The sequence below is a fragment of the Microbispora sp. H10885 genome, assembly GCF_014161415.1.
GTDB classification, from domain to species: Bacteria; Actinomycetota; Actinomycetes; order Streptosporangiales; family Streptosporangiaceae; genus Microbispora; species Microbispora triticiradicis.
Map to the genome: position 1 here is coordinate 110588 of NZ_JABBWY010000016.1, position 25651 is coordinate 136238.

22 protein-coding genes are annotated in these 25651 nt (G+C 71.6%); 12 read left to right on the forward strand and 10 right to left on the reverse strand.

Annotated features, from left to right (window positions below; all coding sequences use genetic code 11):
* The first annotated feature begins 4 nt into the window (after window positions 1-4).
* A complete protein-coding gene (mdlC, locus tag HHX37_RS33155; protein WP_220503343.1) occupies window positions 5-1639 on the forward strand; it encodes a benzoylformate decarboxylase in 1635 nt (544 codons plus the stop codon).
* Between the two features lie 2 nt (window positions 1640-1641).
* Here mdlC and HHX37_RS33160 read toward each other — a convergent pair whose 3' ends face one another.
* The 6 genes from HHX37_RS33160 to HHX37_RS33185 form a co-directional block, all read right to left on the reverse strand.
* Window positions 1642-2511, reverse strand: coding sequence for a TauD/TfdA dioxygenase family protein (locus tag HHX37_RS33160; protein ID WP_182887924.1), 870 nt, complete (start codon window positions 2509-2511; stop codon window positions 1642-1644).
* A 28-nt stretch (window positions 2512-2539) separates the two neighbouring features.
* Window positions 2540-3367, reverse strand: coding sequence for an ABC transporter ATP-binding protein (locus HHX37_RS33165; RefSeq protein WP_182887925.1), 828 nt, complete (start codon window positions 3365-3367; stop codon window positions 2540-2542).
* Window positions 3351-4421 carry an ABC transporter substrate-binding protein gene (locus tag HHX37_RS33170; protein ID WP_182887926.1) on the reverse strand — a complete coding sequence of 357 codons (1071 nt, stop codon included), beginning with the start codon at window positions 4419-4421 and terminating at the stop codon, window positions 3351-3353. Before HHX37_RS33170 ends, HHX37_RS33165 begins: the two co-directional genes overlap by 17 nt.
* Window positions 4422-4481: 60 nt before the next feature.
* Complete coding sequence (locus tag HHX37_RS33175; protein WP_310740651.1) at window positions 4482-5240, reverse strand: ABC transporter permease; 759 nt, start codon at window positions 5238-5240, stop codon at window positions 4482-4484.
* Window positions 5241-5522: 282 nt separating this feature from the next.
* Window positions 5523-7739 (reverse strand): M48 family metalloprotease, encoded by a 2217-nt coding sequence (locus tag HHX37_RS33180; RefSeq protein WP_182887928.1) that lies wholly within the window; start codon window positions 7737-7739, stop codon window positions 5523-5525.
* On the reverse strand, window positions 7736-8221 hold the full coding sequence (locus tag HHX37_RS33185) for a hypothetical protein (RefSeq protein ID WP_182883636.1): 486 nt from the start codon (window positions 8219-8221) through the stop codon (window positions 7736-7738). The genes HHX37_RS33180 and HHX37_RS33185 overlap by 4 nt, the downstream gene beginning before the upstream one ends.
* Before the next feature lie 371 nt (window positions 8222-8592).
* On the opposite strand from HHX37_RS33185, the gene HHX37_RS33190 reads away from it, so the two are divergent.
* From HHX37_RS33190 to HHX37_RS33230, 9 genes are read left to right on the forward strand one after another with little or no spacing between them, the layout of a single operon-like run.
* Window positions 8593-9951, forward strand: a complete 1359-nt coding sequence (locus HHX37_RS33190) for a DegT/DnrJ/EryC1/StrS family aminotransferase (protein ID WP_182887929.1) — start codon at window positions 8593-8595, stop codon at window positions 9949-9951.
* Window positions 9948-10799: a transketolase gene (locus HHX37_RS33195; protein WP_182883638.1), complete on the forward strand. Its 852-nt coding sequence runs from the start codon at window positions 9948-9950 to the stop codon at window positions 10797-10799. Before HHX37_RS33190 ends, HHX37_RS33195 begins: the two co-directional genes overlap by 4 nt.
* On the forward strand, window positions 10796-11809 hold the full coding sequence (locus HHX37_RS33200; protein WP_182887930.1) for a transketolase family protein: 1014 nt from the start codon (window positions 10796-10798) through the stop codon (window positions 11807-11809). Before HHX37_RS33195 ends, HHX37_RS33200 begins: the two co-directional genes overlap by 4 nt.
* The gene (locus tag HHX37_RS33205) at window positions 11806-11982 is read left to right on the forward strand and encodes a lysine biosynthesis protein LysW (RefSeq protein ID WP_111701490.1); all 177 of its coding nucleotides are present in this window, start codon (window positions 11806-11808) and stop codon (window positions 11980-11982) included. The genes HHX37_RS33200 and HHX37_RS33205 overlap by 4 nt, the downstream gene beginning before the upstream one ends.
* A gap of 3 nt (window positions 11983-11985) precedes the next feature.
* On the forward strand, window positions 11986-12855 hold the full coding sequence (gene lysX, locus HHX37_RS33210; RefSeq protein ID WP_111701491.1) for a lysine biosynthesis protein LysX: 870 nt from the start codon (window positions 11986-11988) through the stop codon (window positions 12853-12855).
* Window positions 12852-13874 carry an N-acetyl-gamma-glutamyl-phosphate reductase gene (argC, locus tag HHX37_RS33215; RefSeq protein ID WP_111701492.1) on the forward strand — a complete coding sequence of 341 codons (1023 nt, stop codon included), beginning with the start codon at window positions 12852-12854 and terminating at the stop codon, window positions 13872-13874. Before lysX ends, argC begins: the two co-directional genes overlap by 4 nt.
* 7 nt (window positions 13875-13881) lie before the next feature.
* A complete protein-coding gene (locus HHX37_RS33220; RefSeq protein ID WP_182877308.1) occupies window positions 13882-14712 on the forward strand; it encodes a [LysW]-aminoadipate kinase in 831 nt (276 codons plus the stop codon).
* A complete protein-coding gene (locus tag HHX37_RS33225) occupies window positions 14709-15785 on the forward strand; it encodes a [LysW]-lysine hydrolase (protein ID WP_182877307.1) in 1077 nt (358 codons plus the stop codon). The genes HHX37_RS33220 and HHX37_RS33225 overlap by 4 nt, the downstream gene beginning before the upstream one ends.
* Complete coding sequence (locus HHX37_RS33230; RefSeq protein WP_220499856.1) at window positions 15782-16192, forward strand: MmcQ/YjbR family DNA-binding protein; 411 nt, start codon at window positions 15782-15784, stop codon at window positions 16190-16192. Before HHX37_RS33225 ends, HHX37_RS33230 begins: the two co-directional genes overlap by 4 nt.
* 81 nt (window positions 16193-16273) lie before the next feature.
* On the opposite strand, the gene HHX37_RS33235 is transcribed toward HHX37_RS33230, so the two are convergent.
* Both HHX37_RS33235 and HHX37_RS33240 read right to left on the reverse strand, forming a co-directional pair.
* A complete protein-coding gene (locus HHX37_RS33235; protein WP_182883641.1) occupies window positions 16274-18268 on the reverse strand; it encodes an AfsR/SARP family transcriptional regulator in 1995 nt (664 codons plus the stop codon).
* A 52-nt stretch (window positions 18269-18320) separates the two neighbouring features.
* Complete coding sequence (locus HHX37_RS33240) at window positions 18321-18668, reverse strand: chorismate mutase (RefSeq protein WP_182883642.1); 348 nt, start codon at window positions 18666-18668, stop codon at window positions 18321-18323.
* A 613-nt stretch (window positions 18669-19281) separates the two neighbouring features.
* Between HHX37_RS33240 and HHX37_RS33245 the strand changes: the two genes are divergently transcribed.
* Window positions 19282-20646, forward strand: coding sequence for a transposase (locus tag HHX37_RS33245; RefSeq protein WP_182887931.1), 1365 nt, complete (start codon window positions 19282-19284; stop codon window positions 20644-20646).
* On the opposite strand, the gene HHX37_RS33250 is transcribed toward HHX37_RS33245, so the two are convergent.
* Window positions 20590-22503: a helix-turn-helix domain-containing protein gene (locus tag HHX37_RS33250; RefSeq protein ID WP_182883644.1), complete on the reverse strand. Its 1914-nt coding sequence runs from the start codon at window positions 22501-22503 to the stop codon at window positions 20590-20592. The two genes, HHX37_RS33245 and HHX37_RS33250, sit on opposite strands and share 57 nt — an antisense overlap.
* 623 nt (window positions 22504-23126) lie before the next feature.
* Here HHX37_RS33250 and HHX37_RS33255 point away from each other — a divergent pair.
* On the forward strand, window positions 23127-23804 hold the full coding sequence (locus HHX37_RS33255) for a methyltransferase domain-containing protein (RefSeq protein ID WP_182887945.1): 678 nt from the start codon (window positions 23127-23129) through the stop codon (window positions 23802-23804).
* A gap of 434 nt (window positions 23805-24238) precedes the next feature.
* Here HHX37_RS33255 and HHX37_RS33260 read toward each other — a convergent pair whose 3' ends face one another.
* Window positions 24239-25435 (reverse strand): glycerophosphodiester phosphodiesterase, encoded by a 1197-nt coding sequence (locus tag HHX37_RS33260; protein ID WP_259406925.1) that lies wholly within the window; start codon window positions 25433-25435, stop codon window positions 24239-24241.
* Window positions 25436-25651 lie beyond the last annotated feature (216 nt).

Sequence of the window (25651 nt, forward strand, 5' to 3'; positions counted from 1 at the left end):
TCCCGTGAATTCGATCGCGAGCGACAGGACGGTCCGGGACGCCACCCGCCGGCTGCTCCGGCAACTCGGCCTGACCACCGTTTTCGGAAATCCCGGAACCACCGAGGTCGCTTTTCTCACCGACTGGCCGGACGATTTCCGCTACGTGCTCGGGCTGCACGAATCGGTGGTCGTCGCCATGGCCGACGGTTACGCCCAGGCCACCAGGCGGCCGGTGCTGGTGAACCTGCACAGCGCGGGCGGCCTCGGCCACGGCCTCGGGCAGGTGTTCAACGCCGCGCGCGGCCACGCCCCGCTGATCGTGATGGCCGGCCAGCAGAGCAGGACGCTGCTGCGCGGCGACCCCTTCCTCGGCGCCACCGACGCCACCGCCTTCCCCCGGCCGTACGTCAAGTGGAGTTGCGAGCCCGCCCGGGCGCAGGACGTGCCCGCGGCGATCGCCCGCGCCTACCACGTGGCGTCCCAGGCCCCGCGGGGCCCGGTCTTCATCTCCGTTCCGGCGGACGACTGGGACGCGGAGGCGGGCGCGCCGGTCGCCGCGCGTCCGGCGATCCCCGGCTTCGGCCCCGACCCCGCCGCCCTCGCGGCGCTGGCCCGGGCCCTGCACGGCAGCGCGCGGCCGGGCATCGTGGCCGGGCCCGGCGTGGACGCGGACGGCGCGGTCGCGGACCTCGTCGCCCTCGCGGAACGCGTCGGGGCGGGCGTCTGGGCCGCGCCGGTCTCGCCCCGGTGCTCCTTCCCCGAGGACCATCCCCTCTTCCTGGGCTTCCTCGACGCGGAGAAGCGCGCCACCGCCGCGGCGCTGGCCCGGCACGACCTGGTCGTGGTGATCGGCGCCCCGGCCTTCACCTACCACGTCTACCGTGGCGAGGCCGAGGTCCCGCTGCCCCCGCTCTTCGTGGTCAGCGACGACGAACAGGTGCTGGCCAGGGCGGACACGGGGCCCGGCATCAGGGCGACGCCGCTGCTCGCCCTCCGGGCGCTGGACGAGGCTCTCGGCAGCGCCGCGAACGGTGCGCCGGTCCGCCGGGCGCGCGTCACCGGCAGGGCGGCCCCGCCCGTCCTCGCCCGGCCGGCGGGACCGGCGGAAGGGATGATCACCGCGGCGGAGGTCTACGCCACGCTCGCCGAACTGCTGCCCCCCGACGCGATCGTGGTGGAGGAGACGCCCAGCCACCGCAGCGTGCTGCACGACCACCTGCCGATCACCGCGACCGACACGGGGTTCCTCACCACCGCGAGCGGCGCGCTCGGCTACGGGCTCCCGGCCGCGGTCGGCGCCGCACTGGCCAGGCCGGGCCGCAGGGTGGTCGCGGTGCTCGGCGACGGGTCGGCCATGTTCGGCATCCAGGCCCTGTGGACCGCGGCGCGCGAGCGGACGCCGGTTACCTTCGTGATCCTGGACAACACGCGGTACGCGGCGGTGCGGCTGCTCGGCGAGGCGTCCGGCGGCACGGGCATCCCCGGTGTCGACCTGGGCGGGCTCGACTTCGTCGCACTGGCCCAGGGAATGGGCTGCGCGGCCCGGTACGTGTCCGAGCCCGCCGAGGTGAAGAGCGCCCTCGCCGCCGCGCTCGCCGACGACCGGCCGCATCTGCTGCACGTGCGCACCGACCCCGCGCCGCCGCGCATGTACTGAGCTCAGGAACGTCGTCCGGGGCCGAAGGGACGGTCGCCGCGCAGGGTGATCCGGTGCATCACCCGGTGGGCGTCGCCGTAGTCCCGGTTGGCGTAGTGGGCCGTGCTCCGGTTGTCCCACATGGCGACGTCGCCGAGCCTCCAGCGGTGCCGGACGATGTGCTCGGGCTTGGTGAGGTGGGCGTAGAGCAGATCCAGGATGGCCCGGCTCTCCGCCTCGGACACGCCGACGATGTGGGAGGTGAAACCGGGGTTGACGAAGATGCCCCTGCGGCCGGTCTCGGGGTGGACGCGGACCACCGGGTGCTCCACCGGGTCGAGGCGGGTGACGACCTCGCCGTCCCAGACACTGCCCCTGCCGGACCGGCGCTGGGCGAGGTAGTAGCCGAACTCGCGGTTGCCGTCGTGCACCGCGGTGAGCTGGTCGGCCAGCTCCCGCACCGGGGCGGACAGCGAGTCGTAGGCGAGCTGGCTGTCGGCCCAGCTGGTGTCGCCTCCCGTGGGCGGGAGGACCACCGCGCGCAGGATCGAGCCGAGCGGCGGGCGGGGCATGAACGTGACGTCGGTGTGCCAGACGTCGGCGAAGCCGTTGTCGGCGCTGTCGAGTGCGTAGATCTCGGGATGCGCCTCGTCGACTCCCCCGACGACCGGGTGGGAGGCGGTCAGCTCGCCGAGACGGCGGCCGAGCGCCACCTGCCCGTCCTCGTCCAGGCTCTGGCCGCCGAAGAACAGCACCTTGCGTTCCACGAGGGCGGCGCGCACCGCGGCCAGCTCCTCGTCGGTGGCGTGTGCCAGGTCCAGCCCCTCGACCTCCGACCCGAAGTGGGGGCCGAGCGGTCGCAGGTCCAGCTTGACGGCGGTCGATGTGGTCATCTCGTTCTCCTCGGGTGGCGGCTGTGCTTCAGGCGGCGGCGGCGCGTACGGCGTGGCCGACCTCGGCGCGGAGCGCGGCGTATTCGGGCAGGGCGCGCAGTTCGTCGGGTTCGATCCCGGTGCGCGGAAGGCCGACCTCCAGGTCGAGCGCGATCCGGCCCGGCCGGCGGGTGAGCACGACGACCCGGCTGCCGAGGAACACGGCCTCCTCGACGCTGTGGGTGACGAACACCGACGTGCGGCCGGTCTGCGCGCTCACCCGGCGCAGGTCCTCCTGGAGGCGCTCGCGGGTGAGCGCGTCGAGGGCGGCGAACGGCTCGTCGAGCAGCAGCAGCGGGTCGTCGCCGGCGAGCGCCCTGGCGATCGCAACCCGCTGCTGCTGCCCTCCCGAGATCTGCCAGATCCGGCGGTCCGCCACGTCGTGCAGGCCCACCCGTTCCAGCAGTTCCGGCACGCGGCGGGCGCGCTCCGCACGCGGCACCCCGGCGTACCGCAGGGCCAGTTCGACGTTGCCGCCCACGGTCTTCCACGGGAACAGCCGGGGCTGCTGGAAGACGATCCCGGCGCCTCTGCCGGGGACGGGTTCGGCGCCCCCGGTGAGCACGGTGCCGGAGGTGGGCTTCTCGAAGCCCGCGACGAGGCGCAGCAGCGTGCTCTTGCCGCATCCGGAGGCGCCGACGAGCACGAGGAAGGTCCCGGACGGGACGGTGAGGGAGATCGGTCCCAGGGCGGCGACGGGACCTCCCGAGCCGTCGTAGACGTGCCCGACCTCGTGCAGGCGGACGGCGGCGGCGTCCTCGTCCGCCACAGTGGGGGCGGCAGTGGAGGCGGCGGCCGGGTCAGGGCGCGAGGACACCGGGAAGCCCTTCGGTGTAGACGGCCTTCTCGACCGTGGCGAGGTCGGGCACCGAGTCGATCTTCTGCTGGTCCTTGAGGAACTGCGCCGCGCTCACCAGGTTCTTGGCCAGGCCGCCGACCTGGCCGGGCGTGCCGAGCCACTCCGGCGAGGACAGGTCGGCCGGCTTGAGGAACACGCCCTGGCTGAGCTGCGCCTTGGCGTCGTCCTTGCCGAGGTTGAGCTCCGCGCCCACCGCCTGGGCGGCGGTGTCGGGGTCGTTCGCGATGAGGTCGAGCGCCCTGGCCTCGGCCTTGCGCCAGGCGTCGACGGCTTCGGGGTGCGCCTTGACGAACGCCGTCGACACCACGCCGAGGTCGAGGGTCGGCTTGCCCGCCGTCGCCAGCTCGCGGCTGGTGACGAGCGTCTTACCGGTCTTCTTGATCTCGTCCAGCGTCGGCAGCCACACGTAGGCGGCGTCGATGTCCCCGCGCGTCCAGGACGCCACGATGTCCTGCGGCTCCAGGTCGACGAGGTTCACCGCCGACTCCGGCACCCCCGCCTTATCGAGGGCGGCGAGCAGACTGTAGTGAGCCGTCGAGGCGAACGGCGTGGCCACCTTCTTGCCGCGCAGGTCCGCCACCGAGGAGACGCCGCTGCCGTCGCGGGCGACCAGGGCCTCGTTGTCGCCCGCCACGTCGAGCACGAACGCCACCTGATAGGGGATGTTCAGCGGCTGGGACAGCCCGCGGGCGACCGGGCTCGACCCGATGGCCGCGATGTCCACGCTCTTGGCCACGAAGGCGGTGTTGATGCTGGCGCCCGAGTCGAACTTGGTCCACTTGATCGTGTAGCCGGGCAGCGCCTGCTCCAGCCACCCCTTGTTCTTCACGATGAGGTCCCCGCTGGGAAACGCCTGGTAGGCGATGCGGATGGTGCGCTCCGTCGTACCGCCGCCGCCACCTCCGCCGGACGCGGTGCCGTTGCCGCACGCGGTCAGGACGGCGGCCGTCACTGCGGCCGTCGCGGCGGCCAGGACGATGGTGGACAGGCGCGCGGGGCGTGGTCGTGGCATGGCGAAAGGTTCCTTCTTGCAGGTTGGGGGGCTTCATGGGAGTTCGGGTGGACGCGGTGGTCAGGTCCGGCCGCGCCAGGGGATGAGCCGGGTCTCGGCGGCGCGCAGCAGGCCGTCGATCAGCAGTCCGGACAGGCCGATGGCGAGCAGCCCGAGCACCACGACGTCGGTCTGCAGGTAACGCTGGGCGTCGCGGACCATCCCCCCGATGCCGGGCACGCCGTTGACCGTCTCCGCCGCGACGACCGAGGAGTACGCGACCCCGACGGCCAGCCGGACACCGGTGAAGATCTCGGGTAGCGCGCTGGGCAGCACCACGTCCCTGATCACGTTCCACCGCGAGGCGCCCAGCGCCCTGGCCGCCTCGACCAGGCCGGTCGGGGCGCCGTGGACGGCCGCGGCGGTGGCCACGGCGACCGGCGGGAGCGCGGCGATGGCGAGCAGCCACAGCTTGGGCGTCTCGTCGATGCCGAACCAGATGATCAGCAGGCTGAAGTAGGCCAGCGGAGGCAGCGCCCGTACGAAGGTCACGACCGGCTCGGCCACGAGACGGATCCACGGCACGGCGCCCAGGACGACGCCGATGACGAGCCCCGCCGCCACGCCGAGCGCCGAGCCGACGAGGATGCGGCGGAGGCTGATGCCCAGGTGCTCGGCGAGCAGGTGACCGCTGTAGCCGCGGACGCCGTCGTGGGTGGTGGACAGCAGGACGAGCTGGTCCCACACCGCCCGGGGCGCGGGCACGAACGACGGGTTGCCCGCGGCGGCGGCCGCGAGCTGCCAGAGCACGAGCAGCGCCAGGAGCGAAAGGACCCGCACGCCGATCCGGCGGGTCCCGCGACCCCGCCGGAACGGCGGCGCGGTGGCGGCCGCCCCGTCAGCGGGCCCTCCCGCCACGGGAGGCCCGCCCGCGGGAGCGGGAGAAAGCGATGTTGAGGTGGAAGACGTCACGGTGGTCGCTCCGAAGGTCGGGGCACGTCGGGCCGCTCGGGGCCGGCCCCGATGCCAGAGACACAGGTATTTCCTACCAAATATGCATGTTTTTGGCAATCGGGAGGGCCCGGGGACCATCTCTGGGCAGGTCACACCACCCCCGGTGGCCTAGGGTGCCGGGGTGCGGCGGAGGCGGCGGGGGTCGACGGCCGCTGTCACCAGTGCCACCAGAGAGGCGAGCTCGATGCCCATGGCGAGTACGCGCAGCATGGAATCGAATTCAATCGGCGCAAGTCGCACCGCTGAGCCGAGCGCGGGCATGGCGGAACGGCCGTACGCGACCGTGACGATGGCCACCACCGTAAAGAAGACGACGCGCTCACCTATGACCACGACCAGGCCCGCGACAGAGGCGCCCACGATACCCCAGAGCACGGAGGAGTCCCTGGCGCGAGCCGTGGCGATCACTGACGTCAGCGCCATCGCCGCCATGTCGAACGCCTCCTCGCCGTAGAAACGGACGAAGGAAACGGCCAGATCGCGGGCCGTCAGAAAGCTCACGAAATAGCCGGCGGACGCGAGCAGGAGCGCGAAGCACGCGACGACAAGACCACTCCTGATCGCGGTTCCTCCCTCCCCCGGCAGCTGAGAGGCGCTCCGCCAGCCGGGCGGCAACGGATCGAGCGTGAGCCATGACGGGGCGGGCCGCGACGGGAGACGACGCGCGAGGACGGTTCCGACGAGCGGATACACCGCGATGGTCAGCAAAGTGAGAATCCTGAGAGCCTCCGGTGCGGTGATGAGGACGACCACGGCCTCGATGAAGAACACCGATGTCTGCGGAAGCCCCGGGAACAGAAGCGCCTGTGCCTGCCCCGCGATCAACGCCAGCGGCAGAGCGTAGACGAACCCGATGCCCAGTAGGACCGCCGCGACGGCCAGGGTCGTCACGACGACGAGGGCGGGGCGGCGCGCGGCGGCGGCCACCGGCATCCAGGCCCGAGCCACCACCGCCATCCAGCGGACGAACAGCCAGCCCCCGAGGAACAACAGCACGCACCAGGGGAGGATGGCGCCGATCGACGATCGCCCGAGCAGATCCTCGGACGCGGGCCAGGTCGGAGAGACTGTCCCGCCCACCGCGAGACCGAGGCCGAGCCCCAGGCCCACCCGGTTGACGCGCGTCGGATCACCCAGCACGTACGCGGCGATCTCCATGCGCCAGATCCCGAGCCCGACTCCGGTCGCGAGCAGAACGGCGAAGACCCAGAAGGCCGTTTTCCCCTCGAACACCGTCTCGCCGATGTCCTGAACGAGGCTGATGGCCAGTCCCATGGTCAGCGACTCACCGAAACCCATCCTCAGCAGCGCGGATGTGTCGGCCAGAGCCAGAAGCCGGTCGCGGGTCGCGGGATGCGACCCCAGCGAGTGACGTAGCCGTCCGATCCGGACGCCCGCGTGCGGAGCGAACAGTCGGGCCAGGTCGTCGGGGCCGCCGCTCCACTGCGCCGCGCGAGCGTCCGCGTGCAGCTCGCGGCTGCGCAGCACGGCGTTGCCGGCCAGCAGCAGATAGACCGCCAGCACGACCAGTTGCCCGGCCAACGTCGCGGCGAAGCCGTATGAGGGGCGGAGCCGGGCCTCGGCCGGCAATCTCAGAAAAGAGAACAGGTCGGGAGCGAGGATCAGGACCAGGAAGACCCGCCACGCCGCGATCGTGATGAATCCAAGGTCCACGTCACGATTGCGGAGATGGGCGAGTTCGTGCAGGACGACCGCCCGGAAGACCGGTCTGTCGGAGACGAACGTGGCCAGCAGTCCGCCGCTGAGCAGGATGTGCCGCCGCCCCGGTCGTCCGAAGGCGAGGCCGGAGATCCGCGGGTCGAGGTAGTCGACCACGAACGTGACACGGGTGCCGACTCCGGCGACGCGCCGCAACTCGGCGAGGTATCCGGGGAGTTCCGGCATCTCGGCGACGGGCAGCGGGCGGAGGCGCCGGCGCCGCAGCCGCCAGAGCGGTGTCGCCCACCACATGGCCAGCACGACCAGCCAGTACACCGCGAGCACCCGAAGGCCCGGTGCCGGATTCGCCGCCGCCCCTTCCGGGCAGCTCCCGTGCAACCGGTACGTGTCCGCGTCGAACAGGTTCACCGGTGTGCCGGCTCGCCGGGTGGCCTCGTTCACCAGGTTCCGGAAGCAGGTCACGCCCGCGTAGTCGCCCGTCGGCCTCTCGCCCATCCCCGGAACCGTCGACGGGCCGTACGTCAATGTGATCAATGAGATCGCGACGACGAGCAGGGCGAATCGCGAGGTGGTGGCGGAAGGGACGGCGAACGGACTGGGCCGGGCGTCCTCCGTCGCCGCCGCGGACTCCGCGGCCGGCCTCACGGGTCGCTGGTCGGCCCGGCCAACGCTGAGACGATGCCGTCGGCTATCCGTGCCGCCTGCTCGTCGGACGCGCGCAGTTCCAGCGCCCGCCGGTATGCCAGCTCGCGGAGCGCCGCGAGCTGCTCCTGATCGAGGCTCGGCAACGGCTCGGCGGACTGCCGCGACCTGCGTGCGAACCTGCGCCTGAGCACGCGACCGACCCGCGATGCCGACGAGCTCACCAGTCGTTCGGCATGGCGCGTGGTGATCTCCTTCAGCACGTCGACGGTCACGGTGAGCGCGATGGTGCTGACGACGGTGACCGCGGTCTCCAGACCGAAGCCGAGTGGTTCGCTCCGCCTGAACGCCCGCCCGGCCCGCCCGGGCGCCGCGAAGAAGGCATCCGATGTGACCTCGAACAACGGCAGTTCGCCAGGAGCGGCGTGGGCGACCGCATGACGCGCCAGCACCGTCGCCAACTGTCGATCGCTCTCGCGGACCACGGCACCTCCTGGACCCGCCTGAGTCGTCAGGCCATCGTCGAGCGCGATTCCGGTATCCCCCGTAATTCTATGTCGACCGGCGCATCTCGGCCGAGGTCTTCAATCGCCTTTCCGGACCACCACAAGTGCGCCATCCGGACGGCCGTGGCCACACGGACGGCGCGTACCGCATGCCATTCTCCCCTGCGCCGCCCGCGCCGGGCGAAGCCGTCCGCATCGCCATTTCTATTGCCGAGAGAAATATCAGCTCGAATCAATACCACGGCGAGAGAAAAGGCGTGCCATTTCAATACCACGGCGAGAGAACAAACGCCTAGCGTGGTCTCCGCCTGACGCCCGAATAAGGGAAATGGTGCGGCAGAAGGAGAGAAATGAAGGCCGATCTGGCGATGTTCGGCGGCAAGCCCGCGGTCCGGCCGGAATACCGCAGACTGGAATGGCCGGTGGTGACGCAGGCCGATCGGGACGCCGTACTACGCGTGCTCGACCACGGAAAATTCACCGTGGGCGCGAAGGAAGAGCCCGAGATCAGCGGGCTGGAAAGCGAATGGGCCGCATTCTGCGACACCCGTCACGCGGTGTCGGTCAACAGCGGCACGGTGGCGCTGGAGCTGGCGCTGACCGCGCTCGGCATCGGCCCCGGCGACGAGGTGATCGTGCCGGCCCTGAGCTATGTCGCGACCGCGATGGCTCCCCTCTATCAGCTCGCCGTCCCCGTGTTCGTCGACATCGATCCCCTGTCGTTCAACATCGACGTCACGCAGATCGAGGCGAAGATCACCAACCGTACGCGCGCGATCATCCCGGTGCATCTCGGCGGCCTGCCGGCCGACATGGACGAGATCCTGGCGCTGGCGCGCAAGTACGACCTCTACGTCATCGAGGACGCGGTCCAGGCCCAGGGAGGCAAGTACCGCGGCCGCACGGCGGGCTCGATCGGTGACGTCGGCTGCTTCAGCCTCAACGTGGAGAAGAGCATCCCGACCTGCGGGGAGGGCGGGCTGATCGTCACCGACGACGAGCGGGTCGCCGAGCGCTGCCGCAGCCTGCGCATCCTGGGCGAGGACCTGAGCACGGAGGAGCGCCTCTACGTCTCCGCCACGCGGGGGTCGAACCTCAAGCTCAGCGCGGTCCTCGCCGCCTTCACCCGGGCCCAGCTCGACCGCTTCTGGGACTACCAGGTGCGGCGTGAGCAGAACATCCCGGTGTTCCTGAACCGGCTCGCCGAGCTGCCCGGCATCGTCCTGCCCTCCGTGCCGGACGACCGCACCCACATGTGGCACATGCTGCGCTTCCGCTTCGACCCGGAGGCCGCGGGGCTGGACGGCATCACGCCCGGCCAGTTCCGGCAGGCGCTGCGCCGCGCGCTGCTGGCCGAGGGCGTGCCGCTGACGCATTACCAGATCATCCCGTTGCCCGGTCAGCCGGTGTTCCAGGAGCAGGACGCGTACGGCCGGGGCTACCCCTGGTCGCTGCCGGGGGTCAACCCCCAGCGTTACGACCTGGCCGACTACCCGGTGACCTGCGCGGTCATCGAGGACTCCCTGTGCCTGCGGCGCATGCACCTCAACCCGGACGCCGGGCCGGCGCTGGAGGAGTACGCCGACGCCTTCCAGCGGGTCTGGGAGAACCTCGACGTGATCGGCCGCTTCGCGCGGTCCGCGCCGTACGCCCCGCCGTGGGCGGCGGTGAAGGGCGTCGGTCACGCGCACGCCGGAGCGGCCGCATGACCGTCGAGACCGTCGCGCGGAGCCCCGAGGGCGCCGTCGACCCGGCCGCGTTGTCCCGCACCGCCCTGGCGGTGCGGGAGCACGTGCTGGCCATCGGCGCCGGGGCCGTCGGCACCCACATAGGGGGGTCGCTGTCGGCCGCGGACATCCTCGTCGCGCTGTACTTCGAGGTCCTGCGGGTACGCCCGCAGGAGCCCCGCTGGTCCGGGCGCGACTACTTCGTGCTGAGCAAGGGGCACGCCAGCGCCGCGCTGTACTCCACGCTCGCCGAGCGCGGCTTCTTCCCGCGCTCGGAGCTGGCGACCTACGGCCACCCCGACGGCAGGCTCATGGCCCACCCCACCCCCGCGGTCCCGGGGGTGGAGTTCGCCACCGGGTCGCTCGGCCACGGCCTGTCCCTCGCCGTCGGCCTGGCGCTCGCGGCCAAGCGGGCCGGGCGCGCCAACCGCGTGTTCGTCCTGCTCGGCGATGGCGAACTGCAGGAGGGCACGGTGTGGGAGGCCGCGATGTCGGCGGCGCACTACCGGCTGGACAACCTCACCGCGGTGATCGACCGGAACCGGCTGCAGATCAACGGCTCGACGGAGGACCGGATGCGGCTGGAGCCCCTGGCCGACCGGTGGCGCGCGTTCGGCTGGCAGGTGTCGCACGCCGACGGGCACGACTTCGCCGAACTGGTGCCGGCCCTGCGCACCCCGCCCGCGCCGGGAGGCCCGGCCGTGCTCATCGCCGACACCGTGAAGGGCCGGGGGGTGCGTCACCTGGAGCACCGCAAGCAGAGTCACTTCGCCAAGCTCGGCCCCGACGCGTACGAGCGGGCCCTGGCCGCGCTGCGAGCCGCGGCATGACCACCACGCGCGAGCGCGGCGCCCCGGCCCGGGCGCCGGCGCCCGACTCCGACCGCGCCGCCTACCGGGCCACGCTGCTGGAGCTGGCCCGGGCGGACGGCCGTGTCTGGTGCCTGGACTCCGACATGGGCGGGCTGGAGCGGCAGTTCGAGGCCGAACTGCCGGGCCAGTACGTCGACCTGGGCATCGCCGAGGCCAACCTGATCACCGTGGCGGCGGCCGTGGCGAGCACCGGCGTCCTGCCGTTCGTCAACACGATGGCGGCCTTCGCCTCGGCGCGGGCCCTGGAACAAGTCAAGATCGACGTCGCCTACCACGCGCTTCCGGTGCGGATCGTCGGCACCCACTCCGGGCTGTCCGCCGCCCACCTCGGCCCCACGCACCACGCCCAGCAGGACCTCGCGATCATGCGGGGCCTGCCGAACATGACCGTGATGACGCCCGCGGACCCCGCGGAAACCGTCCGCATGGTCCGGGCCTCCGCCTACCTGCCGGGACCGGTCTACATCAGGCTCGGCCGCAACCCGACCCCTCCGGTCTACACCGACGACGCCGACTTCACCGTTGGCCGGGCGGAACGGCTGCGCGCGGGCGGCGACGTGACGATCGTGGCCGCGGGGGCCCTCCCCGTACGGTTCGCGCTCGACGCGGCGCGCAGGCTCGCCGCGGCGGGGGTCGAGGCGTGCGTGCTGAACATGCACACGATCAAGCCGCTGGACGTCGCCGCCCTGGTGGAGGCGGCGGAGACGACCGCGGGCGTCGTAACCGTCGAGGACCACTCCGTGCTCGGCGGGCTCGGCGGCGCGGTCGCCGAGGCCCTGGCCGAACACCGGCCGGCGCGGGTGGTGCGCGTGGGCGTCGGCGACGCGTTCTGCTCCCGGCCCGGCAGTCACGAGGAACAGCTCGCGCAGTGCGGCGTGTCGCGGGACCACGTGGTCCGCGCGGCCGAGTCCGTCCTGCGTGGTCGTCCGGATGTTCGCATCAGCACCGAACAAGGAGAGTCTCCATGACCGTCGCAGTGAGCACCTGTCCCGACTGCACCGAGGCCGTACCCACGTCCTCGGACCTGCGGGTGACCTCGATCGTCGTATGCCCGGCCTGCCAGGCGGAGCTCGAGGTCATCGCCCTCGACCCCGCCGAGTTCGCGCTCGCGCCGGAGATCGAGGAAGACTTCGGGGAGTAGAACGTGACAATCAGCGCTGGTCAGGACGGTCCGCTCGCCGTCCTGACCACCCGCACGCGCCTCGAGGAACGCTTGATCTTCGAGGCCCTCGAACGGCGCGGCGTGCCGTACGAGCAGATCGACGAACGCCGGGTGATCGGCGACCTCGGCGCGCCCGTGGCGGGCCGCTACCGGGGCGTGCTCAACCGGAGCATGTCCCACACGCGCAGCCTGTACGCGGCGCGCCTGTTCGAGGCCGGCAACCTGCCGGTCTTCAACCCGAGCGCCGTGATCGAGACGTGCGGCGACAAGATCCTCACCTCGCTGGCGCTGGCCGGCGCCGGGATACCGACACCGGTGACGGTCGTCGCGCTGACTCCCGACGCCGCCCTGGAGGCCATCGAACGCGTCGGTTACCCGGCCGTGGTCAAACCGGCCGTCGGCTCGTGGGGCCGGCTGCTGGCCAAGGTCAACGACCGTGACGCGGCCGAGGCGCTGATCGAGCACAAGCAGTCGCTGCGCTCGCCGGTGCACTCGGTCTTCTACGTGCAGGAGTACATCGACAAGCCGGGCCGCGACCTCAGGGTGATCGTGCTCGGCGACGAGGTGGTGGCCGCGGTCTACCGCCGCTCCGGCCACTGGATCACCAACACCGCCCGCGGCGCGTCCACGGAGCGGTGCCCTCTCACCGACGACCTGGTGAAGCTCTCGCTGCGGGCGGCCCAGGCGGTCGGCGGCGGCATGCTCGCGGTGGACCTGATCGAGCGCGCGACCGGGGAACTGCTGGTCACCGAGGTGAACCACACCATGGAGTTCCACGGGCTCATCCAGGCGACCGAGGTGGATCTGGCCGACCTCGTCGTCGGCCACGTCCTCGGAGCGCTGGCGCCATGAGGGCCGCCGTCGTCGGCGGCAGCGGCTACATCGGCGGGGAGATCGTCCGGCTGCTGCTGCGTCATCCGCACATCGAACTGGCACAGGTCACCTCGGAACGGCAGGCCGGGCGTCCCCTGCGGGTCTCCCACCCGAACCTGCGCGGCCAGACCGACCTGTGCTTCACCCGCGAGGAGGACCTGTCGCCCTGCGACGTCGTCTTCCTCGCGACCCCGCACGGCACGTCGATGCGCTCCGTCGAACGCTGGTCGGGGCTCGCGCCGACGGTCGTGGACCTCAGCGCGGACTTCCGGATCCACGACCCGGAGAGGCGGGCGCGCTTCTACCCCGGGCCGCCGCCCGACCCCGCCTGGCTGGCCCGCTTCCAGCCCGGCATCCCCGAGCTCAACCGGGACGGGCTGCGCGGCGCCACCCACATCGCGGTGGCCGGCTGCATGGCCAACGCGGCGATCCTCGCGCTGCACCCGCTGGCGGCCGAGGGGCTGATCGGCGGCCCCGTGGTCGTCGACGCCCGTACGGGATCCAGCGGCGGCGGGCGGACGCCCGACGAGGGCAGCCACCATCCCGAGCGCAGCGGCGCGATGCGGATGGCCAAACCCCACGGGCACCGCCACACCGCGGAGATCGAGCAGGCGTGCGGGATCACGGCGCACATGTCGGTGACCGCCGTCGAGGCGGTGCGCGGGGTGCAGGTCGCCTGCCACGTCACCCCCTCCCGTACGGTCACCGAACGGGAACTGTGGGCCGTCTACCGCAAGGCGTACGGCGAGGAGCCGTTCGTCCGTGTGATCAGGGAACGCTCGGCGCTGCACCGCATGCCGGAACCGAAGATCCTGGCCGGCAGCAACTTCTGCGACATCGGGCTGGCCCTCGCCCCCGGCGGCGACCACCTGGTGGTCGTGGCCGCACTGGACAACCTGGTGAAGGGAGGTGCCGGAAATGCCGTCCAGTGCCTCAACATCGCCGCTGACTGGGAGGAGACCGCGGGACTCGACTTCGTCGGACTCCACCCGATCTGAACGGTATGTGATCAAGGTCGGCGGGTCGCTCGGCGCGGACATGTCCCGGGCGTGCGCCGACATCCGCGCGCTGGTGGACCGCGGCGACAGTGTGGTCGTGGTCCACGGCGGCGGCGCCGAGGCCGACCGGCTCGCGGACGAGCTCGGCCGCCCGAGGCGGTACCTGACCGCGCCCGGCGGGCGCCGCAGCCGGTACACCGACGCGGCGGCGCTCGACGTGCTCGTCCTCGGCATGCTCGGCCGCCTGAAGCCCCCGCTGGTGACCGAGCTGCTCCGGCTCGGCGTCCGCGCGGTGGGCCTGTCGGGAGCCGACGGCGGGATGGTCACCGCCCGGCGGACACCTCCGGCGAACGTCGTCGTGGACGGCGTCCGGCGGGTGGTCCGCGACGACCTGTCGGGGCGGATCTCGGCGGTGGACGCCCACCTGCCGCGGACCCTGCTCGCGGCGGGGTACGTGCCGGTGATCTCGCCGCCCGCGTACGACCCGGAGTCCGACGCCGGGTCCGGTGGGTCCGGGCTGCTCAACGTGGACGCCGACCGGTTCGCCGCGCATCTCGCGGTCGCGCTGGAGGCCGACTGGCTCATCATCCTGTCCAACGTGCCGGGGCTCCTGCGGGACGCCGGCGACCCCGCCAGCCTGGTGGCCGAGATCCCGTGCGAGGACCTCGCCGAGTACCTCGACCTGGCCGGCGGGCGCATGAAGGTCAAACTGCGGACCGCGGGCGAGGCGTGCCTGGCGGGCGTGCCGCATGTCGTCCTCGGCGACGGACGCGGTCCCTCGCCGGTGCTCGCCGCACGGGCCGGAGCAGGAACCACCCTCGTCAAAGGAGCGCGATGACCAGCAGCGTGAGCGGCGGTACGACGAGCAGGGCCGAGACCCTGCTGCGCCGCATGGTGGAGGTGCCGTCGACGACGGGTGAGGAGGCCGAACTGGCCGCCCTGCTCGCGCGCGAACTGCCCGAGTGGGGATTCCGCAGTCACATCGACGAGGTGGGCAACGTGATCGGCAGGCGGGGCGACCCCGACGCGCCTATGATCATGTTGATGGGTCACATGGACACCGTGCCCGGCGACATCCCGGTCCGGCAGGAGGGCTCCCTCCTGTACGGGCGGGGCACCGTGGACGCCAAGGGGCCGCTCGCCACGATGATCGCGGCCGCCGCCGCGGCGGACCTGCGCGGCATGCAGGTGGTGGTGGCCGGGGTCGTCGAGGAGGAGACCTTCGGCAAGGGCGCGCAGCACCTCGCCGAGACCTTCCGGCCGGACGTGGCCGTCGTCGGCGAGCCCAACGGCTGGGCCGGCGTCGGCATCGGCTACAAGGGCCGCGTCATGATGCGCTACGACGTCAGCCGGCCGGCGGTGCACACGGCCAGCCCGGAGGAGAAGGCCACCGAGGCCGCGGCCCTCTTCTGGGACCGGGTCCGGTCCTACTGCGACTCCTACTGCGAGGTGGTGGGGGCGGGCGACCGGGCCTTCGACCGTCCGATCCCCACGCTGAACGACATCACCGGCACGATCGAGCAGGCGCTGATGACCGTGTCCGTACGCACTCCGCCGGGGTTCGACCTGGCGGCCTTCGAGCGCTTCGTCACCGACGCCGCGAGGGACGGGACGCTGTACGTCGACGACCGGACGCCGCCGGTGCGGGTGGACCCCGCGGGGCCCGCCGTACGGGCGCTGTGCGCCGGCATCCGGCGCCGGGGGGAGCGGCCGAAGCTCAAGCTGAAGACCGGGACCGCCGACCTGAACATCGTGGAGCCCCGCTGGCAGGTGCCCATGGCGGTCTACGGTCCCGGTGACTCCAGCCTCGACCACACCGATCGGGAGCACATCGACATGATCGAGTACGGCAGGGCCGTGGAGGTCCTGCGTGAGGCGCTCGGGATCCTCGCCCAGGCGGAGTGGCGTTGACGGCGGAGGTTCCCGGCGAGATCGTGGCCCGCCTCCGGGAGGCCTGCCTGCGCCTGCCCGAGGCGTACGAGGAGCAGGCGTGGGTGGGCACGCGGTGGCGGGTGGGCAGGAAGACCTTCGCCCACGTGCTCGTGGTCCAGGACGGCCGGCCTCCCGCGTACGCGCGGGCGGCCGGCACGTCCGGGCCGGCGGTCGTGCTGACGTTCCGGTCGTCCGGGGAGGAACTGGCCGCCCTGGGCGGCCTCGGCCATCCGTTCTTCCGGCCGCCCTGGTTCCGCGACATCGTCGGCATGGTCGTCGAGGAGGACGTGGACTGGTCCGAGGTGGCGGAGCTGCTCGCCGAGAGCTACCGCCACCTGGCGCCCAGGAGGCTGGCCGGACAACTGGACCCGCCGCCGGAGCGCTGAACCTCCCCGGCCCCGGCGGCTCGGCCGCCCTGGGGGCCGGGGTCGTCGTCGCCCGTACCGTCGTCGCCGGCCGTGGCATCGTCACACGCTCGTGGCGACGAGCGGCTCGCGGAGTTCGGCGAGGTTGGGCCGCTCCTGGGCGAGCCACACGTCGGCGTACTGGGCGATGTCGCGGATGATGGTCCGGCCGATGCGCAGCACGGAGGCCGGCGCGGGACGCGACAGCCCGTTGCGGGGTGAGCGGAGGGCCACCCGCGCGTGCTCCTCCAGCCACAGGAACACGTCGAGGAGCCGGTCACGGGCCTTGGCGCGGGTCGTCGCGTCGAGCTCCGCGGTCGCGAGCGCACGGGCCCGGATCCGCACCAGCGAATGGAACTCGTAGCGGGAACCGCCCAGGCCGTCCTCGCTCACCACGTCGAGCATCTGGTGGTCGACCAGGACGTCGAGCAGCCGCTGCGCCTCGTCCTCCGACAGGTCGGCGACCGCGGCCGCCGCCCAGGCCGACACGTGCGACAGGTTCATGACGCTCAGCAGCAGCCACAGCGTGCGGGCCACGTCGGGCAGCCGCTCCGCCGAGGCGACGAGCCGCGCGCCGGTGTCCAGGGAACCGTAGGTCAGCTCGGTGATCCTGCGGTCCTCGTCCGACAGGCGGTCGACGAACCGGTCGAGCCGGTAGGCCGGGCGAGCGTTGAGGCGGGCGCCGGCGGCGCGGATCGCCAGCGGCAGGTGCCCGCAACGCTCCACGACCAGCCGGGCGCTCTCCGGCTCCTGGGCGACGCGCTCCGCCCCCACGAGCTGGGCGAGCAGTTGCACGCCCTCGGCGGTGGTGAGCCCTTCGACGCGGCGCATCGCGACACCGGGCGCCTGGATCATGCTGGGCTGGCTCGTGCACAGCACCACGCTCCCCCGGTCACCGGGCAGCAGCGGCTCGATCTGCTCGTAGTCCGCCACGTCGTCCAGCAGGATGAGCAGGCGGCGGCCGGCGCTGACGCTGCGGAACAGCGTCGCGCGGCCGGACAGGTCCGGCGGGACGCTCCGCTGCGGCACCCCCAGCGCGTGCAGGAACTCGGCGAGCACGTCGGCCGGCTGCCGGGGTTCGGTGCTGCCGCGCAGGTTGGCGTGGATCTGCCCGTCCGGGTAGTGGTCGCGCACCTTGTGTGCCGCGTGGACGGCCAGCGCCGTCTTGCCCACGCCGCCGCGGCCCACCAGGGCGATGACCCGCGGCCGGTCGGCCCGGTCGTGGTTGAGCTCCCGGCACAGCCAGTCGACCTGGTCGAGCCTGCCGGTGAAGTCGCCGACGCCGGCGGGCAGCTGCGCGGGGATCTTCGCCGCGTGCCGGGCACGCTGCGGGAACGGCGAGGGGACGGGGTGCCCGGAGATGATCCGGCGGTGCAGGTCCTGCAGGCGCGCGCAGGGATCGAGGCCGAGGTTGTTGACCAGCGCGGTCCGGCCGGCGCGGTACACCGCCAGCGCGTCTGCGCGCCGGTCGGACAGGTACAGCGCCGTCATGAGCTTGGCGCGCAGATGCTCGCGCAGCGGGTGCTCCTCCACGAGCAGCCTGAGCTCGCCCACCAGTTCGCGGTGCCTGCCCATGGCGAGTTCGAGGTCGAGGCACTCCTCCAGCACCGACAGCCTTCGCTCGGCCCAGTAGGTGGCGACCGCCTCGATCACCGCGCTGTCGAGTTCCGCGAGCGGCTGGCCGCGGAACAGCGACAGGGCCGCGCGGTACTCCTCCGCCGCACCGCCGAGATCACCGTCTTCCACCCTGCTCCGACCACGGGCCACGGCCCGCTCGAACAGCCACGCGTCCAGGCCCGACTCGCCCAGGCGCAGCCGGTATCCCCCCTGGGTGGTCTCGATGATGTTCGCGGGCGCGCCGGCCGCTTCGAAGACCGAACGCAGCCGCCACACACAGGTTTGAATCTGCTTGTCCGCCGTGATCGGCGAAGCGTCCCCCCAGACCGCGTCGATGATTCTCCCCACCGACACGATCTTGTTTGCCTCGGTCGCCAGAAGCGCGAGAACGGTCAGCTGCCTGTTCTTGGCGAGCTTGACGACCGTATTTCCCACACTCACTTGAAAAGGGCCCAGTATTCGAAAGAATACTTCGCCCTCATCTGTCTCGGTATTACACTCGGGTCCCATCGGCTACGCCTCCAGCTCCGCCTGCCCGGGTATGTTCAGAGGTGTGGGGTCCGATCGACGTTCCCATGATTCCCGCCTCCAGCCGGCAGGCCTCGTCGATGAGGAGAACGGCCACCTGGACCAGAAGGTCCGGTGACACGCCCAGCTCCCGCGCCCGGCCGGCGTAGGCTTCACGAACTGCGGTGACGCGGTCCGGCTGCATCATGGAAATTCCCTCGGCCAACTTCACGTGAGCCACCTGAGCACACAGCCCGAGACGTTCGGCGATAATTTCCGCCAATTTCCGGTCGAGGCCGTCTATTTGCGCTCTGAGTACGTTGAGTTTCGCCACGGGAAACGTCCCTTCGAACCAACGGATGCGCCGACGGCGCAACAGGATGAGGCGCGCACTCGGCAAAGTTAGGTGTTGGATCTCTTAGGGCGGTATCACGGTGTTCCCCCCTTAGTCCTGGTGTGCGGCAACTTCCCGGTATGTGGAGGATCGTCCGGGAGGCCTGGGGGGTCGTCAACGGATATCCTCAAAATCCGTCATGTCTGTGGTAAGGCAGATTTCTCAAGATTATCGCCATTTCAGCCAACTTTGGGGCCCACCGCACACAGTGACCAGGGACTGTCTCCGCCAGGCCCTCCGCCGACCGGCCGGCACCGGACCACGGGCCACGCCGCCGCGCCGCTCCCACCGCCGCGGGCCGTACGGAACACACCGGGGTGACCATGCCACACGCGCACACCCGCCCGGTGTCGGCCCGTGGTGGCCCGGCCACACCCCGGACGAGTGACCGGAGCGAGAAGATCTCGGGCCTGGAGGCGCGAAAAGGGCGCGGGGTGACGGCGTCACCACCGCGGACGGCCACATGAGGGCGAGCGCATCTAGGCGCGCGCCGCGCCCGCGGCCGATGGTGGAGGCGACACGTCCGCCCGCCATTCGCCCGGGGTGACCCACCATGCGCGACACGCGCAGCGCAGATCCGGACCGCATCCTGCCCGACGAGATCCTGCCCGCCGAGCTCTGCGCGGCGCTCTTCGCGCCTCTTCGCCGCCGCGACCAGCGCAGCAGGGGAATGGACTACCTGTACGGACTCCTCACCGCGACCGGACGAAAGTCGATCAGGAACATCGCCGGCGTGATCGGCGGCCCGGCCACCGAGCAGAGCCTGCACCACTTCGTCTGCGACTCGACCTGGGACTGGATGCCGGTGCGGCAGGCGCTGGCCGAATACGTGATCGGTGTCGCCCCGCCACAGGCCTGGGTCGTGCGGCCGGTGCTCATCCCCAAGGCGGGCGAGCACTCGGTGGGCGTGGACCGGCGCTTCTTCCCCGGTCTCGGCCAGGTGGGCACGGCCCAGCTGGCCATGGGCGTGTGGCTGGCGTCCGAGCAGCTGTGCAGCCCGGTGAACTGGAGACTGCACCTGCCGGAGGCGTGGCTGGACGACAAGCGGCGGCGCAGCCGGGCCGCCATTCCCGAGGGCGCCGCCGCCGACACGCCGTCCGGCTGCGCGGTGAACGCCTTCCTGGACCTGTCGGCGTGGGACCTGCCCATGCGGCCGGTCGTGCTCGACGCGCGGGAGCTCGACGTCCACGTTCTCGCGCGGGGGCTCGGCGACGCCGGCGTCCCGCTGCTCGCCAGGATCGACGGCGATCAGCAGCTCTGCCTTCCCGGCCGGGCGCGTGCCCTCTCCGCCCGGCAGATCATGTCGGCGGCGCGGCACACCCGGCGCCGCGTCGAGATGCCGGACACCGACCCCGGGCGGCACACCCGCCTGGTGGCCACGGCCTCCGTCGTGGCGCCGCACCGCCACGACGGAGGCACCGCCCCCCATGTGCCGAATCCGGGGGCCTCGAATGCCGGGGCCCTGAATTCGGGGGCCTTACCGGCCGGGGCCGTACAGTCGGGGGTTGTACGGCCCCGCGCCGCGCGGGCGGGAGGAGTTCCGGTGCGCAGGGCCGGCGGGACCGCCGACACGGGCGGCCACGACCGCGAGCTGCTCCTCCTGGGGATCTCCGGAATCGGCGAGGCACGGCCGGGCGAGCTGTGGCTCACCAACCTGAACACACCGGATCTCACCACGCTGGTCAGGCTGACCCGGCTGCTTCGGCTCGTCGACGAGGACTTCGCCGACGTATCCGACGACGTGGGAATGAGGGACTTCACCGGCCGGTCGTTCTCCGGATGGCACCGCCACACCACGCTGGCCTCGGCCGCCTGCGCCGTCTCGATCCTCACCGAGCGGGACAGGACCGCGGCGCGCGGCTCACCCGCCTTCCCTCCCGGTGCCGGGTGTGATGGAACCACCGAGCAGGTGGCGTAGGCGCACGAGCCGGAGCGCCAGCTGGATGTCCAGGGAACGCTCGGTGTCCTGCCAGCCGGGGCCGAGCAGCTCGCCGATGCGTTCCAGACGACGGGACACGGTGTTGGGGTGGACGTGCAGCTTCTCGGCGGCGTACGTGGGACTGCTCCCCGACTCGAAGTACGCCCCGAGAGTCTGGACCAGTTCGGTCGACCGCTGCCGGTCGTACTCCAGCACGGGCCCGATCGCCGCGGCGATGAATCCGTCGATGTCAGGGCTGTCGGCCAGCAGGACGCCCAGGAAGCCGAGATCGCCGACCGAGGCCGCGGAGCCGCCGGCCCCGAGGGTCGTCATGGCCTCCAGACAGCGCAGCGCCTCGGCGAACCCGGACCGGACCGACGCGGGGTCGGAGACCGGACCCGCCGCCGCGACCGTCACCGGAGTGTCCAGCAGAGGGGACAGCTTGGCGGACACGGCCCGCGCGGCCTCCCCCGGGTCCGACCCCATGAGCAGCAGCACGTTGCACCCGTTCTTGACCGTGTGCAGGCCGCCCATGCTGTGGGCGTACGACGCGGCCCACACCGCGGCCTTCCCCCTGGCGGCGCCGTCCGTACGGCTCAGCACGACGACGTGGTCGGTGTCGAGGTCCATGCCGAGCCACCGGGCCCGCTTGCGCAGCCGCTGGGCCGGACGCGGGGGGTTGGCGAGGAGGTCGTCGAGCAGTTCGCCACGGTCGCCCGCCTCGAGCATGCCCGGTTTGCGGTCCAGCAGCACGAGCACCGCGGCGACCTGCGCGACGATGCCGAGCAGCCGCCGCGCCCATTCGTCCAGCGGCTCCGTGGGGAACACCAGGAGGGTGCCGAGGTGTCCGTCGCCGGCGAGGACGGGCGCCGCCCACATGCCCTCCAGGTGGAACGGCTCCCGCGCGGCGTGCGCGTTCATCCGGGCCAGCAGGACGAGGTCCTCGCGTTCCGGCAGCCGTCCCGCCGTGGCCAGGACCGCGCCGTCCGCGGCCCGCAACTGGACCGAGGCCCGCAGGCGGTGCCCGGCCTCCTCGGCCAGCGTCTGGAAGTTCCCTCCGGAGAGGGCCATGTCCATGAGCCCCTGGTGCACCTCGGCGAGGTCCGCCAGGCTGCCGAGCTGGCTCTCCGCCTCCTCCACCCGGATGCGCAGCGACTCCGCCCGGCCGGTGGCCACCTCCAGCCACCGGGCTTTCTCGATCATGGCGCTGGCGAGGCTCGCCAGCGAGCTCAGCAGTGAGATCTCGTCCACCTTGAAGTGGCGGACGTTCCGGTCGCCGACGTACAGGATGCCGAACGGCGCCTTCTCGTACACCAGCGGCGCGGCCATGATCGCGTGCAGCCCCTCCGCCCGCACGACCTCGTCGGTCCGCTCGCTGTGCACGAAACGCTGGTCCACCAGGTAGTCGGGGGTCCAGAACGGCAGGCTGTCGGTGAGCACCTTGCGCCCGACGCCCCCGGTGTTCGGCAGCCGCAGTCCGACGCTGAGCATCGAGGTGTGGCCGTCCGCCGCGCGGATGCACACCTCCTTCAGGTCGTCGTCCGGCATGCCGATGTAGGCCATGTCCACGCGCAGCAGCAGCCGCGCCCGCCTCGTCGTCACGTTGAGCAGGACGTCGAGATCCGGCGGCTTGGCGAGCTCCCTGGCCGTGTCGACGAGCGTCGCGAAGGTCCCCTCACGCTGCTGGTGCCGTTCGAGCTGGGCGTGCACCGCGAGGCTCAGGCGCTTGGCCCGCTCCAGTTCCTCGAGCCCTTCCCCGGTCACCCCGTTTCTCCGTGCCACGGCCACGACCATCTCGAACTCGTCCGGCGACCCCTCCCGCGCCAGGAGTTCGAGAAAGGACAGCGTGTCAGCCATACATCGCCTCGCAATCGGGAAACTGGCGGGGCTCGCGACCGTCCGTGCGGGGGTGGCGGAGGAGCCCGTGTGGCGGACACGGGGACGAAACGGCGAGTATAACCCGTTGACTCGTCGTCACAGCAGGGCCCTTTCCTGGGGGTGATGGAGGCCGGGCACGAGGGTGCAGGCTGGTCACTCGATAGGCGAAATGTCCGTCCTTACGGTCCTACATGTCAACTAGATGTCAAGTTGACACGGACCTTAACCACGCGTCGGATCGACTGGCGGATGGCGCTTCCATCGCCGCCGCCAGGTCCGGTTGAGGTGATCATAACCGCCGCCGGCCGCCTCGTGACCCCGGCGAACACCCCTGCCTGCCTCCTGTTCGGCGCCGCCGCCTCGCCCGTCTCCCGGGTTCCCGTCATCGGGCGACGCGGTGACTCCGTCACCATCCGAGACCGGAAAGTGTGTTGTGCCACAACCTTTCCCGGCCTCCCCTCACCGGGTGAAAGTTAGCATAAGCCGTATTGCCGACAAGGAGGGAGAGAAACAACGTGACCCTGGAGGCAAAGAGTTACTTACGTTCACTAGAACGAAGTCGGCGCTCGCGAACACGAACCGACCGTCCGAGCGTGTTCAGCATGTACGACCGGGAATGGGACCTCCTGCCTGAGGTTTTCGCTCCGATCTATTCTCCTTCGACTCAGATCGCGATGGGATTCCTGGGACTCGTGGAAGACCCGGACGTTCCCCGCTGGGGCTCCCTTCTCGAAATGGGATCGGGCACCGGACTGATCTCCGTGTCGGCCGCGCTGGCGGGGTGCGCGCACGTGGTGGCGCTCGACATCAACCCGGAGGCGGCACGCAACACGGCGATGAACGCCACGCGCCACGGCGTGGCCGACCGGGTGGACGCCCGATGCAGCGACCTGTTCACGTCACTCGGGGAAGGCGAGCGCTTCGACCTCGTTTTCTGGAGTTCGAATTACGTGCTGGCGCCACCCGGATTCGAATACGCCAACATGCACGATCGGGCGTACGTCGACGCGGGTTACCAAGCGCACCGCCGCTTTCTCGAGGAAGTGCCGAACTGGCTCACCCCGGACGGCGTCGCGCTCATTCATTTCAGCACCCGCGGCGATCTGGTGGCCCTCCTGCGGGGCGCCGGGGACGGCGACCGCAGCCTGCGCCTGCTGGCCGACCGGACGGTGCGGGAAGGAGAACTCGACATAGAGCACATGCTGCTCGAAGTGACGGTGAGCGCGCCGCGGCGGCGGGATCTCGCCTTCGCCGGCTCGAACGGCACCGCGCACGCGTGATCGGCTGAAGTCCGTCCAGGATTCCCCCAAAACCTCTCCCTCACTCCTCGCGGTTCTCCCCACGCCACGCGCCTTGTTCGCGAATCTGGGCAGGACACCGCATCGACCCTCCCGGCCCACGCGACCCACCGCGTGTTCGGCACCTCAATTCACGTGCGGCGCGGACAACCGCCCTGACGCCTCACCCGGTTCATCGTCGCCCGCGGACCGCCACGCCGTTTCCCCGACCCGGCATTTCTCCCTGCGACCCGAGAAGCGCCGCACTGCCGCGGTGCCCCTTTCCTGACGCTCCGCCCGTAGATTCCCCGATCCGCGCGGGGCTCCGTCCGGGTTACCGGCATCCCGGCACGTCACGAGAGGTCCGCCCCCGATCCGTACGGCGCTGTTCGCGCGGCGCCGTACGGCGGGGACGGGCGGCAGGGATGGGCGGCGGGTCAGCGTTCGGCGCGTGCCGCGACGCCGATGTCGGTGTTGTCGGTGAACACCCCGTCGACGCCCGCCGCGAAGAACCTCTTCAGCTCGCCGAACAGGTCGCCGTAGTCGCCGTCCCGGTCCGACGACCGGAAGTTCTTCGGCAGGGTGTCGTTCTCGGCGCGGAACGTGTACGCGTGCACCACGAGGCCCGCGCGGTGGGCGTCCCGGACCAGGTTCGTGGCCTGGCCCAGCGTGCCGTCCGGGTTCCGTCCGATGACCATGTCCTTGTCCGGGCCGATGCCGGCGGCGTAGGTGGCGATCTCCCGCAGTCCGGCCGGAGTGACCAGGTCGGCGTAGGTGCGCGGATCACCGGACTCGGCGAAGTCGGGCGGTGCGCCGTCCTTGTAGAGCAACTGGATCAACGGCACCCGCAGCCGCTTGTGGAGTTCCTTGAGATTTCCCACCTCGAAGGACTGCACGATCACCTTGGCCCGCGGCGTGTTCAGCCCGTTGGCCTCCAGCGCGCGGACGAGCTTGGGTTCGATGGGCATGCCGAGCTTGCGGTAGTAGGTGGGGTTCTTCGTCTCCGGATACATGCCCACGTCCCGGCCGAGCTCCCGCGAGAGCCGCCGGGTCAGGTCGATGATCTCCTGGAACGTCGGGATCTGGTAGCGGCCGTCGTAGATGGTGGTGTGCTGGCGGATCGACGGCTCGTCCTCCCTGCAGCGCAGGGTCTTCAGCTCGGCCAGCGTGAAGTCCTCGGCGAACCAGCCGGTCATCTCCCAGCCGTCGAGGCTCCTGGTCTTCATGCGCCCGGCGAACTCGGGGTGGTTCGCGACGTCCGTCGTCGAGCCGATCTCGGGCGAGTGCGAGGCCACCAGGACGCCGTCCTTGGTCAGCACCAGGTCCGGCTCGATGTAGTCCGCCCCCATGCGCACCGCCAGTTCGTACCCCGCGAGGGTGTGTTCGGGCCGGTACGCCGAGGCGCCGCGATGCGCGATGATCACCGGCCCGGACGTCTGGCCGCCCAGGACACCGCTGCGCTGCGCGGTGGCGTCCGCGGCGGGCAGCACGGCGACCGTCGCCAGCACGCCCATCGCCACGGCCGCGCCGGCGCGCGCCGCCCTCCCCCGCCGTGACCGCAGGCGGACGGGCGCCGAGTTCGCCGGTTCTGAGGGAGCGGGTGGCGCAGGAAGCCTCCGCGGGTTCGATGTCATGACGCGATCTCCTCGACTGGACGCTTCCGGGTGGCACGTCCGGCCCACGCGCGGCAGGCGGCGGGCGGACCGGCGATGCAATTGCACCAGCGCCCAGGCTCGACGTGCTCTCGTGACGTTCTCGTCCCGCACTGCACCGCACAGCCCCGCCGCGCCCTGCGCTGGTGCATGCACTGTGCTGCCTTGCGCTCCGCTGCTGGCCCTGGTCTGCCCTGC

What these genes read in the sequence shown, in the direction of transcription:
- HHX37_RS33160 (WP_182887924.1), bottom strand. Translation starts at nt 2,511, where the DNA reads ATGACCACATCGACCGCCGTCAAGCTGGACCTGCGACCGCTCGGCCCC.
- HHX37_RS33170 (WP_182887926.1), bottom strand. Translation starts at nt 4,421, where the DNA reads ATGCCACGACCACGCCCCGCGCGCCTGTCCACCATCGTCCTGGCCGCC.
- HHX37_RS33190 (WP_182887929.1), top strand. Translation starts at nt 8,593, where the DNA reads ATGAAGGCCGATCTGGCGATGTTCGGCGGCAAGCCCGCGGTCCGGCCG.
- HHX37_RS33195 (WP_182883638.1), top strand. Translation starts at nt 9,948, where the DNA reads ATGACCGTCGAGACCGTCGCGCGGAGCCCCGAGGGCGCCGTCGACCCG.
- HHX37_RS33200 (WP_182887930.1), top strand. Translation starts at nt 10,796, where the DNA reads ATGACCACCACGCGCGAGCGCGGCGCCCCGGCCCGGGCGCCGGCGCCC.
- HHX37_RS33205 (WP_111701490.1), top strand. Translation starts at nt 11,806, where the DNA reads ATGACCGTCGCAGTGAGCACCTGTCCCGACTGCACCGAGGCCGTACCC.
- argC (WP_111701492.1), top strand. Translation starts at nt 12,852, where the DNA reads ATGAGGGCCGCCGTCGTCGGCGGCAGCGGCTACATCGGCGGGGAGATC.
- HHX37_RS33225 (WP_182877307.1), top strand. Translation starts at nt 14,709, where the DNA reads ATGACCAGCAGCGTGAGCGGCGGTACGACGAGCAGGGCCGAGACCCTG.
- HHX37_RS33245 (WP_182887931.1), top strand. Translation starts at nt 19,282, where the DNA reads ATGCGCGACACGCGCAGCGCAGATCCGGACCGCATCCTGCCCGACGAG.
- HHX37_RS33250 (WP_182883644.1), bottom strand. Translation starts at nt 22,503, where the DNA reads ATGGCTGACACGCTGTCCTTTCTCGAACTCCTGGCGCGGGAGGGGTCG.
- HHX37_RS33255 (WP_182887945.1), top strand. Translation starts at nt 23,127, where the DNA reads ATGTACGACCGGGAATGGGACCTCCTGCCTGAGGTTTTCGCTCCGATC.
- HHX37_RS33260 (WP_259406925.1), bottom strand. Translation starts at nt 25,435, where the DNA reads ATGACATCGAACCCGCGGAGGCTTCCTGCGCCACCCGCTCCCTCAGAA.